Source organism: Collimonas sp. OK607, assembly GCF_900111995.1.
GTDB lineage: Bacteria > Pseudomonadota > Gammaproteobacteria > Burkholderiales > Burkholderiaceae_D > Collimonas.
The window spans coordinates 57,055-71,491 of sequence record NZ_FOKF01000011.1 but is presented as its reverse complement, the minus strand read 5'-3'; the positions used below and the strand labels follow the sequence as shown (position 1 = coordinate 71,491).

The 14,437-nt window shown below is 58.8% G+C and carries 12 protein-coding genes; 3 read left to right on the top strand and 9 right to left on the bottom strand.

All coding sequences use genetic code 11. The features are described from left to right. Window positions 1-37: 37 nt before the first annotated feature. From BM029_RS10010 to BM029_RS09995, 4 genes are all read right to left on the bottom strand, one after another. Window positions 38-1,093 (bottom strand): XdhC family protein, encoded by a 1,056-nt coding sequence (locus BM029_RS10010; RefSeq protein WP_092435437.1) that lies wholly within the window; start codon window positions 1,091-1,093, stop codon window positions 38-40. 9 nt (window positions 1,094-1,102) lie between these two features. After that, a complete protein-coding gene (locus BM029_RS10005; protein WP_092435435.1) occupies window positions 1,103-3,349 on the bottom strand; it encodes a xanthine dehydrogenase family protein molybdopterin-binding subunit in 2,247 nt (748 codons plus the stop codon). 10 nt (window positions 3,350-3,359) lie between these two features. Then, window positions 3,360-3,833 carry a (2Fe-2S)-binding protein gene (locus tag BM029_RS10000; protein ID WP_092435432.1) on the bottom strand — a complete coding sequence of 158 codons (474 nt, stop codon included), beginning with the start codon at window positions 3,831-3,833 and terminating at the stop codon, window positions 3,360-3,362. Between the two features lie 236 nt (window positions 3,834-4,069). Further along, entirely contained in the window at window positions 4,070-5,020 is a 951-nt protein-coding gene (locus BM029_RS09995; protein ID WP_244544990.1) for an AraC family transcriptional regulator, read from the bottom strand. Window positions 5,021-5,178: 158 nt separating this feature from the next. Between BM029_RS09995 and BM029_RS09990 the strand changes: the two genes are divergently transcribed. Then, on the top strand, window positions 5,179-5,769 hold the full coding sequence (locus BM029_RS09990; RefSeq protein WP_092435429.1) for an NAD(P)H-dependent oxidoreductase: 591 nt from the start codon (window positions 5,179-5,181) through the stop codon (window positions 5,767-5,769). An 87-nt stretch (window positions 5,770-5,856) separates the two neighbouring features. Here BM029_RS09990 and BM029_RS09985 read toward each other — a convergent pair whose 3' ends face one another. From BM029_RS09985 to BM029_RS09975, 3 genes are all read right to left on the bottom strand, one after another. After that, on the bottom strand, window positions 5,857-7,089 hold the full coding sequence (locus BM029_RS09985; RefSeq protein WP_092435426.1) for an RNA polymerase sigma factor: 1,233 nt from the start codon (window positions 7,087-7,089) through the stop codon (window positions 5,857-5,859). Window position 7,090: 1 nt separating this feature from the next. After that, the gene (locus BM029_RS09980) at window positions 7,091-7,447 is read right to left on the bottom strand and encodes a YciI family protein (RefSeq protein WP_092435422.1); all 357 of its coding nucleotides are present in this window, start codon (window positions 7,445-7,447) and stop codon (window positions 7,091-7,093) included. Between the two features lie 151 nt (window positions 7,448-7,598). Next, window positions 7,599-8,483, bottom strand: a complete 885-nt coding sequence (locus BM029_RS09975; protein ID WP_092435420.1) for a DNA-binding protein — start codon at window positions 8,481-8,483, stop codon at window positions 7,599-7,601. Between the two features lie 218 nt (window positions 8,484-8,701). On the opposite strand from BM029_RS09975, the gene BM029_RS09970 reads away from it, so the two are divergent. Next, window positions 8,702-9,853, top strand: coding sequence for a tyrosine-type recombinase/integrase (locus tag BM029_RS09970; protein ID WP_092435417.1), 1,152 nt, complete (start codon window positions 8,702-8,704; stop codon window positions 9,851-9,853). Between the two features lie 160 nt (window positions 9,854-10,013). Continuing rightward, window positions 10,014-11,375 (top strand): type II toxin-antitoxin system HipA family toxin YjjJ, encoded by a 1,362-nt coding sequence (yjjJ, locus tag BM029_RS09965; protein ID WP_092435414.1) that lies wholly within the window; start codon window positions 10,014-10,016, stop codon window positions 11,373-11,375. Between the two features lie 88 nt (window positions 11,376-11,463). On the opposite strand, the gene BM029_RS09960 is transcribed toward yjjJ, so the two are convergent. Continuing rightward, window positions 11,464-13,152: a tannase/feruloyl esterase family alpha/beta hydrolase gene (locus BM029_RS09960; protein ID WP_092435410.1), complete on the bottom strand. Its 1,689-nt coding sequence runs from the start codon at window positions 13,150-13,152 to the stop codon at window positions 11,464-11,466. A 101-nt stretch (window positions 13,153-13,253) separates the two neighbouring features. Continuing rightward, window positions 13,254-14,423, bottom strand: coding sequence for an ABC transporter substrate-binding protein (locus tag BM029_RS09955; protein ID WP_092435407.1), 1,170 nt, complete (start codon window positions 14,421-14,423; stop codon window positions 13,254-13,256). Window positions 14,424-14,437 lie beyond the last annotated feature (14 nt).

Genomic DNA, 14,437 nt, shown 5'->3' with positions numbered 1-14,437 from the left:
TCATGTAGGTCATTGAAGGGATAATATGTGGGGGATGTCAGTTTGGCAACATGGTTGCTGAAAGCGGGGCTGGCATCTGATATCCGTGGCTGTCGTACAGTGACTTGCCAGCCACGACCGGCGTGGGTGAGGACAGGACAATCCCGTTCTTCACGGCCACAACCTCGGCCATGATAGATAGCGCGATCTCGGCGGGAGTCTTGCTGCCGATGTACAGGCCAGCGGGTCCATGTAGACCCTGCAGCGTGGGCTCCGCGATGTCGAAGTAAGTACGTAGCCGGTCGCGGCGTTGCGCGCTGTTGCGACGCGAACCGATCGCACCGACATAGAAGGCCTTGGACTGTAGCGCATCGATCAGGGCCAGATCATCTAGTTTGGGGTCGTGCGTCAGAGCTACGACGGCAGTGCGCGTGTCGGGCTGCAACCGCAGAACCAGATCGTCTGGCATTTCGTAGCTGACCACCACGCCATCCAGCTGCCAGCCGGCTCGGTATTCCTCCCGCGGGTCGCAGACAATCACCTCGAAACCCAGGCTCAACGCCATCTGGCAAAGGTAACGCGATAAGTCTCCAGCCCCGATAACGATGAGACGTGCCTGTGGCCCCAGGTAGGTGGTCAGCTGTTTGTCGTCCAGCCGGGGAATACCATCGCGCCTGCCGTCGCGTAGCTCCACTCGACCGGTGTGCAGGTCTAGCATCCGTTCGGTGCTGCGCCGCTGCTCACAGGCCAGCAGGAGTTCGCCCAGCTTGCTATGCGACGATGCCGGCTCCAGCACCAGTTCCACGGTACCCCCGCAAGGCAGGCCGAAGCGGTGCGCTTCGTCGGCTGAGATACCGTAGCGCAACACGGCGGGCAGGCCACTGGAGCAGACGGCCTGTATTCCGTCTTTCCGGATGCGGAGAATGAGATCGTCCTCAATGCAACCGCCCGACACCGAACCGACGGTCTCGCCCCGCCCGTTGATGGCCATGAGCGAGCCGGGCGGCCGAGGCGATGAACCCCAGGTCCGCGCGACGGTAACCAGCACTACTGGCAGGCCCGCCGTCTGCCAGCCCAGTGCGGTGCGCAAGACCAGGGTATCGAGATCTTCCATGGCGCAGGCTTACGTCAGTTTGAACGGCAGCTGGCGCATAGGTTTGCCGGTCAGCTGCGCAATGGCGTTGGCGAAAGCAGGAGCCAGTGGCGGCAGCCCCGGTTCGCCCATGCCGGTCGGCGGTTCGGCACTGGGTACTATGTGGACATCTAACGTCGGTATGTCGGTCATGCGCGCCACAGTGAAATCGCTGAAGTTACTTTGCTCGACAACGCCATCCTTGAGCGTGATGGCCGAGCCTGCCAGGCACATCGATAATCCCATGACAGCCGCACCCTGTATTTGCGCCTCCACACTGCGCGGATTGACCGCAAGATTGCAGTGCACACCGGCGGTCACGCGGTGCAGTATCGGCTGGCCGTCTCGTACCGAGGCCTCCACCACGTATGCCACCACAGATTGGAATGATTCATGCACAGCGACGCCCCAGGCGCGTCCGGCCGGTAACTGCTGCTTGCCATACCCGCTCTTGTCCACCGCCAATTGCAGGGCAGCCTTGTGACGAGCATTCTTGTCGCCAAACAGCTGCATCCGATAGGCCACCGGGTCTTGTTTCGTGTTGCGGGCGATTTCGTCGATCAAGGTTTCCATCACGAAGGCGGTGTGGGTGGAGCCTACGCTGCGCCACCACAGTACCGGCACGTTGAGCTTGGGGTGATGAACCGTCAGACGCATCGGCAGCGGATAAGGTTCGCGCATGCCTTCCGTTGCAGTGGCGTCGATACCGTTCTTCACCTGGAACTGTTCGAACACAGAACCCGTGGTGATGGACTGACCGACGATGACATGGTCCCAGGCCAGCACCTTGCCTTGCTCGTCAAAACCGATGCGCGCGCGGTGCAAATGCATCGGACGATAGTAGCCACCGCGCATGTCGTCCTCGCGGCTCCACAGTGTACGTACCGGCACGTTCAAGCCGGCGGCGCGGGCGGCCTTGGCGATCTCGCAGGCCTCGACCACGAAATCGCTGCCGCTGGAAAAGCGCCGGCCGAAACCGCCGCCTGCCATCTGCACATGCACCTCCACTTGCTCCGGCTTGATGCCCAGGACGCGTGCGACTGCGGCGCCGTCCAGGCCGGGGCACTGAGAACCGGTCCATATTTCTGCACGATCACTGGTGAGCGCGACGGTGCAGTTGAGCGGCTCCATGGCGGCATGGGCCAGGTAGGGAAATACGTACTCGACTTCCAATTGACGGGGAGCTGTCGCCAAAGGCGCCATGTCTGCGTCGAACTGGCGCGCTCCAGGCTGAGCGGCAAGGGCGCGGTACTGGGCCAGCTGCTTTTCGCTGTCCACTTTCTCGACGGCGGCGGTATTCCACTCCAGCTTCAGCGCGTCGCGCCCCTGTTTGGCCGGCCAGTAGCCATCGGCGATCACGGCTACGCCTTCGGCGCCACGATCCAGCGGCACGCGCAGCACTGCCTTCACGCCTTTCACGGCGCGTGCCGCGCTATCGTCCACCGACACCAGACGGGCGCCGAACATCGGCGGGCGCGCCACCACAGCCGTCAATTGACCAGACAGGTGGACGTCAATTCCGAACTGCTGTCGACCGCTGCTCTTGGCGCGCGCGTCCAGACGTGTGGCGGGACGACCGATGATGCGGAAATCTTTGGGATCTTTCAGCGTGACTTTCTCGGGCACGGGAAAGGTCATCGCAGCTTCCGCCAGTTCGCCGTAACTCAGCTTTCGCCCTCCGGTTCCCAGCACCGAACCAGCTTCCGTGCGCAGGGTAGCTACGTCGACATTCCAGCGCGCCGCAGCGGCGCCCATCAGCATGGCCCGGGCACGCGCGCCGAGCTCGCGATATTGCGTGAAGCTGTTCTTGACCGAATTGGAACCACCGGTGAGGTGAATGCCGAAAAGCGGGTCAACGTAGGCAGGGTCGTTCGATCCATGCCTGCTGCGGATCAGGCTCCAGTCGGCGTCCAGCTCCTCGGCCAGAATCATCGACAAACCGGTCTGCACGCCCTGACCGAACTCTAGCCGGTTGACGGCTATCGTGACCTCGCCATTGGGAGCGATCTGTACGAAGGCAGACGGCTGCTGGGACGGCTTGAGGGCGCTGACAGCCTGGCCGTTACTGGTGGTTTGTCCTATGGCCAGATGGGGAAAAGCGCCGAGCGCCAAGCCGACAGAACCTGCCAGCTTCAGGAACTGGCGGCGCGGGAGCATTGCAACTTCTTCGGTTTGTCCTCGGGTCAGCAGGTGCCGCAGAGCGCGCGGCATTTCGCTGTAATCAACATTGGGCAACATGGCAGTTCCTTCAGGCGAGGGTTTTGGCGGCATCGGCCACCGCAGCGCGGATGCGGACGTAGGTGCCACAGCGGCAGATGTTGCCGGCCATCGCTGAGTCGATCTCGGCGGCGGTCGGCTGCTTGCCGCGCGGCAGCGACTTGAGAAAACCCGTCGCACTCATGATCTGGCCGCTCTGGCAGTAGCCGCACTGCGCTACGTCGTGTTTGACCCATGCCGCGTGTACGGCGGCGCCGACCGGGTCGCTGCCATCGGTCGTGGCTTCGATGGTGGTGATCTTCCTGCCTTCAGCGGCAGAGATTGGTGTAATGCACGATCTGGTGACCTGGCCGTCCAGATGCACGGTGCAGGCGCCGCAAAGTGCAGCGCCGCATCCGAACTTGGTACCGGTCATGCCGAGCGTATCGCGCAAGGCCCATAGGATTGGGGTGCCGGGATCGGCATCGACTGTATACTGACGGCCGTTGACGTTGAGCGTGCTCATGGGTGGCGGTTCTCCATAGTGTGAGTAGGGTGGGGCATGGCGGATTTTCTTTGGCTGCGTGCTCGATACCGGGCATGAGGTGCAGGGCGCCAGCAACTTTGATGGCATTGGAAATGGACACTGGCCAATGCGTAAATTATGGGCCTTTGCCAAAGAGATTAGCTTGCCGGTTCTGACGAATATCTTGCCTATTTCTATGTTTTATCGCTAAAAAAGGCCAAGATAAAACCTATATGTCAGGCAGATTCCCGCAACCGTTTGATGTCCCGTAATGGGGGTGCTCCAAACAAGCGGGTGTATTCCCGACTGAACTGGGAGGCGCTCTCATATCCCACGCGTATCGCAGCACTGCTGGCATCCAGGTCTTCGTTAAGCATCAGTTGGCGGGCGTCCTGCAGGCGTAGATGCTTCAAATATTGCAAGGGACTCATGCCAGCCACCGCACGAAAGTGCTGTCGGAAGGTGGAAGGACTCATGTGGGCTCTGGTAGCCAAGTCATCTATGGGAATATCCGCCGTAAAATTTTGCTTCAGCCAAGCGATTACCTTGGCAATCTGCTGACCAGGCGCACCGACCGTGACCAGGTGGCGCAACGTCTGTCCATGTCCGCCATTCAACAGCCTGACAATAATTTCCTGCTGGATCAGCGGAACTACGAGTGGTATCAGGTGCGGCTCGTCCAAGAGGCGAATCAGCCGGATCAGTGCATCCAGCAGGCCACCATCCAATGTCTCAACGGACATCGCGCGCGAGGTCGCCACCTTGAGCGGCGCCGCAAAAGCCATCTCTGCTGCCACCTGGGCAATGACGCGGCCATCCAATTCAAGACGCACGCCCAGATAAGGTTCGGCGGAATCGGCACGCGTGACGTAGGACGCCACAGGCAGGTCAACTGAGGTAACGAGCGATTGTCCTGGCCCATAGTCAAAAATCTCATCGCCAAGCGTGACACGTTTGCCGCCTTGTACCGTTATACCCAACCCCAGACCATAGATGCATGGCATCGGGTCGGTCGCCGCACTACGACGATAAATCGTCAATGCCGGGATTTGCGTAGTGTAATCCCCATCGGTTTGTGCAATGTCACCGACCAGTTGAGCGAGGTTATCTGCGCTCGCCAAAGGCATTTTTTTCTCTGATTTCATATTATCGCCGTAGAAAAAAATCAAAACCCAGTCTAGCACCATCGGCTGGCCTGCTTTTCGAATTCGCTATCAACTCATCATATTAGGCAATAACAAGATCAAATCTGGCAAACCGGTTTGCATTCACCGGGCTCACAATAGCAGTCACTAAACAAGCTATTCAAAGCCGCATTTACCACGGCAATCACATAGGATCAACGATGAAAAAAGTACTGATAATCAACGCGCACCAGTTCTACCAAGGCATTTCCACCGGCAAACTGAACCAGACTATGGCCGGAATCATCAAGGAGGAAATGGAGAAGATGGATTACGAAGTCATACAAACGAACATTGAAGAGGGCTACGACATCGACAGCGAAGTCCAAAAGCACGTCAAGGCAGACATCATCATTCTGCAATCACCGGTTTACTGGTTCGGGATGCCCTGGATATACAAAAAATACGTCGACGAGGTGTTCACAGCCGGCCTCGTTCAACAGAGTTTGTTAGTAGACGACGGGCGCACTCGGCAGGATCCAGGCAAACAGTACGGTACTGGCGGCAAGATGCAAGGCAAGAAATATATGCTTTCCTTGACTTGGAATGCCCCCGAAGCGGCATTCGGCGATGCAGAACAGGTTCTGTTTCGAGGGAAAACAGTCGATGATGTGTTCGTAAACAATACCGCCAATTACAAATTTTGTGGCGCGGACATCCTTCCGGCATTTTCCTCCCACGACGTCATGAAGCAGGCTGACGTCGAAGGAGATATTGCGAGACTTCGTGAGCATCTGGAAACGGTTATCTGACGAGGCCCGATTCAACATTGCGCTATTTTTGAGAGATGGGCGGATGAATGTTATCCGTCGAGACGGAAAAGATTGACAGCCAGGCGCTTACGCGCGCGAAGCTTTACCTACAAGGAATGCGCGCATTGCCGGGTCTTCGCACAAGCCGATGGCGTGGCTATAGGCAGCTTGAGCTTCGTCTTCACGAGCGAGCATTCTGAGCAGATGTGCCGCCAGCGCCCAATACGGCTGGTAGGTCATGACTGACTCGGACGGGATAGTTTCCAGGAAGGACCATCCCACACGAGCCCCGCGCGCTTCGGCGACGGCAGCCGCGCGGCCGACCAGCGCGCCAATGGTGGGCGCAAGCCGCACGAGTCCTTCGTAGAGCAATGCGATCGACTCCCAGTCCGTCAGGCCAGTCATGGCGCGGCGGGTGTGCTCGCTTTGGATCGCTGCCTCCAGCTGGAAGCAGCCTATTTTCCTGGCTTGCTCGGCGCTAAGAAGGAGTTGATGCGCTTCCGCGAGCAATGGCCATGCCCAACGTCCCGTGTCTTGTTCGGACAAGGGCACGTAGTTGCCTTCTTTGCTCAGGCGCGCATCCCGTCGCGCCTCACAATTTAGCATCAGCGCCAGAAGACCTTGCACTTCCGGCTCGGCAGGCAACAGTTGCAAGAGTAAGCGGCCGAGCGTGATGGCCTCGGTAGCGAGGCCTTTGCGGCGTGCGTCGGCGCCGGCCACGTTGTCCCACCCTGTGCCATACGTGGCGTAGATGGTCTCCAACACGGCGCCGAGCCGGTCCGGTAACCCCTTTGCCTCGGGCACTTCGAACGCAATGCCCGCTTCACGGATTTTCGCCTTGACACGCGTGAGCCGCTGTCCCATGGCGGAAGGCTTCATGAGAAACGCGGACGCGATCCGTGCGGCGTCCAATCCAAGCACGGTTTGCAGCATGAGCGGCGTGCGTGCTGCAGCATCGATTGCTGGATGGGCGCAGACGAACAGCAGCTTGAGACGTTCGTCCGGGAATTCGTTGCAGTGGCTTGCCAGATCGTAGGCTTCGTCGGCTACGGCGAGCAGTGTCGGCACGGCTTCGTTGTGCGTCCGGTTGTGACGCGCGGCATCAATGAGCTTGCGCCGAGCAGTGACGAGCAGCCACGCCTCTGGCTTGTCTGGAATGCCAGAGGATGGCCACGTCTGAAGCGCCGCCTGAAATGCATCGGCTAATGCGTCCTCGGCGGCGGCCAGGTCACGCGAACGCGCGGCGAGAAAAGCGACCAGCCGACGGTAGGAATCCCGGGCTGCCCGCTCAACTGCGCCGTGCACGTCCTGTGTTTGCACTTTAGCCCGGCACCTGCAGAGTGGGGCGAACCTCGATCACGCTGCCTGGTGCGGCCGGAACGCGAGCCGCCCAGTCGAGCGCAGCATCCAGGTTCTGCACGTTGATGATGTAGAAGCCACCAAGCTGCTCTTTGGTGTCAGCGTAGGGTCCATCCTGTACTTGGCGCTTACCGTCCTGCAGTCGAATCGTCGTTGCGGTATCAGGCAACTCTAGCCCCGCGCCGCCGACCATGATTCCGGCGTCCTGAAGCGTCTTCGTGTAGGCGGGCCAGGCGGCACAGTAGGCTGGGGCCAGTTCCGGGTCTGTCCGCAGCGCGAATCCGGCGGTGTTTTCATAAATCAAGATGCTGTAGTTCATGGTGGTCCTCTCAGTGGTTGAAAACGCGAAACGCTCGCGCTCGATACAATGACGACTTAGCCTGACTCATTTCGACATCGCTACAAAGAAATACTTCTGTTCCTGCGCGCCGCATCAAGATTTGAATAATTTACGCAAATATAGCGGGGAATTAGAGTTTGCGTCGTCGAACTGTGCCTATGCCGCGACTTTTACCACTGCCGAACCGCTGCTTGGTCACTGGGGCTACCGTGTTTGAAGCAGCCAACTCAGCCACCAATGTCTCCACGCGTCTGTTTGCTTCCGCAAGCGACTCTTCAACAGCCCCCAGTCGCCCGCGCGCACGGGATAATTCGTTATCGAGCACGGCGATCTTTTCGTGATAGGAGTTTGCGGCTGATTTGTTTTCAGTCTCAACCCGTGCGAATTCGGCTTTCCAGTGCCTGGACTCGCCGCGCGCCCTATCGATTTCGAGCAAGCTGTGCTTGCGCAGCCCGTCCAGTTCAGCCAAGCCGGCCGCATGTTCCTCGGCCTTGCGACTCAGGTCGGCGGCCAAGCCGGCGATGCGATCGTCTTTCGCCCGTAGCGTGGCACGCTGCTCCGCCAATGCTTCCTCCAGGCGTTTGATCTGTTCGTCCCGGCCGAGGATGGCGGCGTTAGCGATCGTTAGTTTTCCCTTCAATTCGTTGGCGATTTCGATGGCCGCCAACGTGTCTTCCTGCGCCAGGTCGATCAGTTTCTCTGCTTCCGCTTTTTCGCCCGCGAGTGCGGTGCGTTCGGCTGCAAGCGTATCGTTGGCCGACTCCACGGCGAAACGCCAGAGGTCGCGGGTGAGGGCGCTCACGGCATCAGGTAGTTCCGCGACACTTTTGTCTCGTTTCAGCTTGAGCAAATCGGCATACCACTCATTAATATCCTTTTGCACGTCGCCGTCAGATCCTTTCTTGGCGCCAGTGGTCGCAATCGTCCACTCTCGCACCAGGCCGATAGAGGGCTTTTTGCCTTGGGCAGCAAGGGTATCGCAGGCGGTCCAGCTGAGATTCTGGCGTTCGGACATGATTTTTCCTTCAAATGGCTTTTGATACTGGAATTTTACTGAATTATTCAAGAAATGTAATAAAAATTACGTAATTTAAGCGTAATTATAATTACGTATAGATCAATTTAGTCGAGATTACGTTAATAATCTCGACTAAATGGAAAGCCGTGATATTCTGGCGAATCTCATGGAAATACGTCTGTTTTCATCACTTTTATCTGACTTCAAAACTTCAGATGGATCATTTTGCACTGATAGATCTGGAACGACCGGACAGGGCCGTCATAACCCCTGCGCTGACCCTGGATCTGTTTGCCGGCAGCAGCGAACCGGGGCCACTGGTGGCGGCACGTTCGGACTCCGAATTGGCGCGCGCTTTCCTTTACAGCAGCGAACTCTCCGAAAATTCGATAAAGAACACGAAAAAAGACCTGGGACGCTTTCTGCTGTGGTGCCAGCATCACGGCAAAATGCTGTACCAGCTGCATATTGAAGACTTGACCGCCTATAAGGCTTTCCTGAAAGACCCGCAACCGGAGGAAACCTGGATTTCGACAACCAAGTGGCCGCGCGAAGATGCGCGCTGGCGACCGTTTTCCGGACCGCTTTCCGAGCCCAGCATGCGGCAGGCTTTTCGCGTGGTGAAAGCATTGCTGGAATTTGCCAAGAATGCGGGATATCTGCAACGCAACGCCGGCGCCCTGGTCAAAAATATCAAAACAGCCCGTGATGCCCGCGTCACCCGCTATCTGAGCACGCAGGCCGTTGACTATGTGTACGCCGCCATTGACCAGCTACCCGCAACAACACCCGCAAAGACAAAAGCCAAGGCGCGCGACCGTTTTTTGTTCATCAGCTACATCACGACCGGCGCCCGATTATCCGAGCTGACCGGGGCCAAGATGGGCTCGATGTATACAGAAGGTGATGGGCGGTGGTGGCTCGACGTGCTGGGCAAAGGATCGAAGCCACGCAGGTTGCCGGTAGCGCCGGCAATGCTGGCCGCCTTCCGCGATTACCGCATGACATTTGGGCTATTGGCTTCTGCGCAACGCGATGAGTCTACGCCATTGGTGCTGTCAACTCGCGGGCGGATGCTCGTTTCGGTCGCAGACGAGGCCGCATCAAATGCGATGAAGTCCTTATTCGCGGGCGCAGGCGCCATGGCTGAGGCAGACGGCGACATGGATAGCGCCTCGACTTTACGCCGGGCATCCACGCATTGGTTGCGGCATACCATGCTAACAACCCACGCCAACAATGATGTGTCTCTTAAGGCGCTACAGGATACGGCCGGCCATGCCAATATATCGACGACAGCAACCTATCTTCACAAGAGCGATAAAGAACGTCACGACGAACTCATAGAGTCGCTTACTCGCAACTAAAATCAAATAGCTCCTCATCTCATCATTTTTCGATTTATTACGAGAATACGAGAAATTCATGACGATTAAAAAATCGTTACTTTAATCGTTACATGCATTTCGCACTATTTCTCTATTCTGTGTATCATAGACTTATACAAAACAAGTAAAGAATCGTTACATGACAATTGCTAAAAGTGTTCTCGAAACACTTCGCACCTGGAGCCGGCAGCAAGCTGGAGAGCTTTTGCGGCGCCTCGACGTAAGTCGTCCGTCTTTGATGCGGGCGATTGCCGAGCTGGACGGCCAGGTTGTCTCGCGCGGTCGCGCGCGGCGCACTGCGTATGCCGCACGTCGGTCGATTCGGGGAAATCCAGCCCCATTGATTCTTTACCGTATCGATGAGTCTGGGCGTGCGCACGAGGCAGGACTGCTTGAGCCCATTTATCCGGAAGGATGCGCGATGAGTTTTGCGGAAGCATGCCCTTGGCCGCTCGATGATGAGATGGCGGATGGCTGGTTTCGCGGGGTGCCATATCCGTTGGGCGACATGCGGCCCCAGGGTTTCCTGGGACGTAACTTTGCCCATCAGTTTGCAACTATACTGCAGGTGGACGAAGACGTGACGCGCTGGGGTGAGGATGACGTCCTGCATGCATTGAGCGTGCTTGGCTGGGACCAGCCTGGCGACTACATTCTGGGCGAGCATGCCCTGCGTCGCTTCCTGGACGAGCAGCAACGGGGCAGCGACTTCCTTACTGATGATGCGGTCGATACGGAGTACCCTTCGCGCGCCCTGCAGGCTTTGAACTTCGGGGCGGCGGATTCCTCGGCCGCTGGTGAATTTCCTAAATTCACTGCACGGCGCTTGTTAAATGCGCGGCCGACCCACGTCATCGTCAAGTTTTCGGGGGCAGATGGTTCGCCGCAGGAACAACGCTGGTCTGATTTACTAGTGTGCGAGCACCTGGCCTTGACCACTATTGCCGATACGCTTCAGCTCAGCGCCGCACAAAGTCGTATCTATCAACTGGCCGGCCGCACTTTCTATGAGGTCGACCGTTTCGACCGGCATGGCGAATTCGGTCGCTCTGGCGTATGTACCTGGCACGAATTGAATGCTGCCTTATTTGGCTTGGCAGGCCCATGGTCGGAAGGTGCAGAAGCCTTGGTCAAAGAAGGTTACATTTCGGCAGAGACTGCCCGCCAGATAAACCTCCTGGAGCATTTCGGTCGATTGATTGCAAACACGGATATGCATGACGGCAACCTTGCGTTCCTGCCTGGACTTACGCTGACACCTGCCTATGACATGCTGCCTATGCTGTATGCGCCACAGCGGGCGGTCGAGTTGGTCGAACGCAAATTCACGCCAGCCTTGCCTGTGCCAAGAGAACGTGGTGCCTGGATCCAGGCAGCAGAAGCCGCCGTAGTGTTCTGGCATCGCTCGGCGCAAGATGAGCGCATCAGTGAAAAGTTTAGATCTACCTGCAAAACGAATGCCGACCACATCGAACATCTGCTTGTAGCGCAACGCGGTTGATCGGATTTGCCATGTGCAAAACCATCCTGATATGCCCGTTCGCATTGCCGAAGTCCCTTTTCTGACACCGGCAGTGCGAACGTTGCGACTACTGGCAGCTGAAACTGGTTGCATCCTCAATGCTGCCGCTGCCCTTGTATGTCGCCACTTTCGGATAGGCGCACAATGGCCGGCTGCGAGTGGCTGACCATATCGACGGAAGATCGGCGTTCACCCCGCCGCTATTGCCCGCGCCCCGTGCGTTGGCCAATACACTGTCTGGCGCCTGCCCTTTTTCCACCCAGTTAACCAGGGGCGTGAGCATGTCGAACTGGTCGGTGGCCGGGCCGCCGACACAGTGGTTCATCCCCGGCACGCGGAAGTAGCGGGCAAAATTTGCTGCATCGCCGCCGTTGGCCGCGCGCAGCGCTTCGTACCACGCGGTGGTGTCGTCGCTGGAAAAGATCGGATCGCTTGTGCCGTGGTACACCATCATCTTGGCACCTCGGTTTTTCAGAATACCGAGATTGTCCGGGTTCGGCGGCGTCATAAAAGACATCGCGCTTTCGGTGTAGATGGCGTTGCTCGCGTTGACCTTGGCCAGCATGCTCGCCAAGTCGCCCGTCAGCGCAAAATCGGGACCGTTGAAGGTGGCGAGATTTTCCGGCGGTGTCTGCCAGATCAGGCCCACTGCACCGGTGTCGAGATTCAGCGAGTTGTTGAACTTCCAGGTCGCCCAGTTGGCGGTAGCAAGGCCGGCATCGTACGGGAAGCTTGCATAGATCTTCGCACCTGTGCCTGTGATCGCTCCCGCGAACAGCGGCCCGATCGCCGCCTTTTGCGCCGCGCTCAGGCAACTGCCATCGCGCGTCGCCGTGCAGGTCGGCACATCGCGTTCAAGCTTGAATGCGGCCTGGCAGGCCTTCGTATCTTGTACCAGGCCGTCCGCAACGCCATCGAGCGCATCGCATTTGTTCAGCACCGCCTTTGACACCAGCGCGCGTTCCGCCGTGGTGAAGCCGGTCGACAGGTCGCCAGGCGTGGTGGCGAGCGCAGCGTAGGCCTTGGCGCCGGCGATGTTGGCGATGGCGGCCAGCGGCAGCCTGAAGCCAGGATCGCCGACCAGGAAGCCATCGTATTGATCGGCGTAGCGCGATGCCGCCACCATGGTATGCCGTCCACCATTCGAGCAGCCGCCAAAGTAGGAGCGCTCGGGTCCCTTGCCGTAGGCTGCCTGGATGACGTTCTTTGCCATCGGCGTCAGCTTGCCCACCGCCTGATAGCCGTAGTCGAGCCGCGCCTGCGGGTCGATGCCGAACGCCGGATTGGGCGTGCCGTGGCCGGCGTCGGAACTGATCACGGCAAACCCCATGTTCAGTGCGCTGTCGAGCCGGCCGGCGCCGACGTCGCCCGTTGCGGTGGTCACGCTGCCGTCGATGCCACCGTTGGCCTGATAAAAGAAGCGCCCGTTCCAGTTGTTTGGCAAACGCATCTCGAAGCCGATCGCGTAGCTTTTGCCATCGACGGGGCTGACGCGCTTGAACATCTGGCCGGTCACCTGGCAATGAGCTGCTACCGGCTTGCCTGCGATGGTCAGCGTGCCCGCCGCGATGGCGTTGGCGGCAGTGATGGTTGTGTCTGGAAATGCGACGCGGGTGACCAGGTCGGCACACGCTGCAAGCGTGCCACCGGTGGCTGCCGCCAATCGGGGCAGGGCGGGTGGGTTGTTATCACCGCCGCCGCAAGCGGACAGCAGGAGCGCCGTCGCAGCGGCTGCCAAATAGGGTTGACCATGCATGTTGTTTGTCTCCGTTTTTTAAATGAACTACAAAGCTGCAGGCGTGCAGGACCGCGCAGCGTTCTGGGGCTGCGTCCGGACCTGCGGCCTGCGGGGGGGATTTAGTTCGGCATGACGTCCTTGAGGATGCCGACCGGCTGGTTGACCAGCTTACCGTTGACTCTCTTGACTTCGCGGATGTACATATTCTGCACGATGTCGCGGCTTGCGGGATCGATGCTGATCGGGCCGCGCGGACTGACCCATTTCATGTTCGACAGCACCTGCATCGCCGCGTCGCCGCTCACATTGCCATTCAGCTTGCGGATGGTCTCGGCGATCATGCCCATGGTGTCATAGGCGGCCACAGCGACGAAGGTGGCCGGTGGACGGTTGGGATTGGCGGCCGCGTAGGCTTTCAGGAAGGTCTTGTTTGCATCGTTGTCGAGCGCGGTCGAGTAGTTCAGCACCGTGATCGCGCCAAGTGCACGATCGCCCAGCGAGTCCAAGGTAGGAGAGTCGCTGGTCATGTCGCCGACGCCCAGGAATTTAATGCCCGCCTTATCCAGGCCCTTGTCGCTGAAGGCCTTGAGCAAACCGGTGCCGTCTTCCGCGCCGGGCGCGAAGAAGAACAGCGCATCCGGTTTTTCATCCTTGACGCGTTGCACGAAGGGCGAATAGTCCGGATTGGCCAGCGGCACGCGGGACGAGCCTACGATCTTGCCGCCGCCCGCGGTAAACCCCTTGATGAAGCGCGCTTCGGCATCGATGCCGGTACTGTAGTCGCTGACCAGGGTGTAGACCTTGCCGACCTTGTTTTTTGCGGTCCAGGTACCGAAGGGCTCGGTCATCTGCTGCATCGTCATGCCAGTGCGTAGCATGTACGGCGATTTCGCGGTGATGCCGGTGGTGACAGCGTTCATCACGATCATCGGGATCTTGGCCTGGGTGGCGATGGGTGCTACGGCCAGCGCGCTAGGCGTCAGCGAAAAGCCGATCAGGAAACTCACCTTGTCGCGCCCGATCAGTTCCTGCGCCGCGCGCTTGGACATATCAGCGTTGGTGCCGCCGTCGTCGCGGTAAATGACTTCGATCTTCTTGCCGGCCACCCGGTCGCCGTACTGCTGCAAGTAGGTCTTGATGCCATCCTCGAAGGGCTTGCCGGTGTTGGCAAACGGGCCGGTGAGGGCGGCGATGACGCCGATGCGTATTGTCTCTTGTGCCTGGACGTAACTGCTTGCCAGCGGCAGCGCAACGACCATAGCGATACCGGCCAATGTCTTCATTTTCATACGGTCTCCTTTAT

Excerpts from the sequence above, each read along its gene's own strand:
- BM029_RS09980 (WP_092435422.1), bottom strand. The coding sequence starts at position 7,447 with ATGAACTACAGCATCTTGATTTATGAAAACACCGCCGGATTCGCGCTG.
- BM029_RS10000 (WP_092435432.1), bottom strand. The coding sequence starts at position 3,833 with ATGAGCACGCTCAACGTCAACGGCCGTCAGTATACAGTCGATGCCGAT.
- BM029_RS09960 (WP_092435410.1), bottom strand. The coding sequence starts at position 13,152 with ATGCATGGTCAACCCTATTTGGCAGCCGCTGCGACGGCGCTCCTGCTG.
- BM029_RS09975 (WP_092435420.1), bottom strand. The coding sequence starts at position 8,483 with ATGTCCGAACGCCAGAATCTCAGCTGGACCGCCTGCGATACCCTTGCT.
- BM029_RS09970 (WP_092435417.1), top strand. The coding sequence starts at position 8,702 with ATGGATCATTTTGCACTGATAGATCTGGAACGACCGGACAGGGCCGTC.
- BM029_RS09990 (WP_092435429.1), top strand. The coding sequence starts at position 5,179 with ATGAAAAAAGTACTGATAATCAACGCGCACCAGTTCTACCAAGGCATT.
- yjjJ (WP_092435414.1), top strand. The coding sequence starts at position 10,014 with ATGACAATTGCTAAAAGTGTTCTCGAAACACTTCGCACCTGGAGCCGG.
- BM029_RS09995 (WP_244544990.1), bottom strand. The coding sequence starts at position 5,020 with ATGGTGCTAGACTGGGTTTTGATTTTTTTCTACGGCGATAATATGAAA.
- BM029_RS09955 (WP_092435407.1), bottom strand. The coding sequence starts at position 14,423 with ATGAAAATGAAGACATTGGCCGGTATCGCTATGGTCGTTGCGCTGCCG.
- BM029_RS10010 (WP_092435437.1), bottom strand. The coding sequence starts at position 1,093 with ATGGAAGATCTCGATACCCTGGTCTTGCGCACCGCACTGGGCTGGCAG.
- BM029_RS10005 (WP_092435435.1), bottom strand. The coding sequence starts at position 3,349 with ATGTTGCCCAATGTTGATTACAGCGAAATGCCGCGCGCTCTGCGGCAC.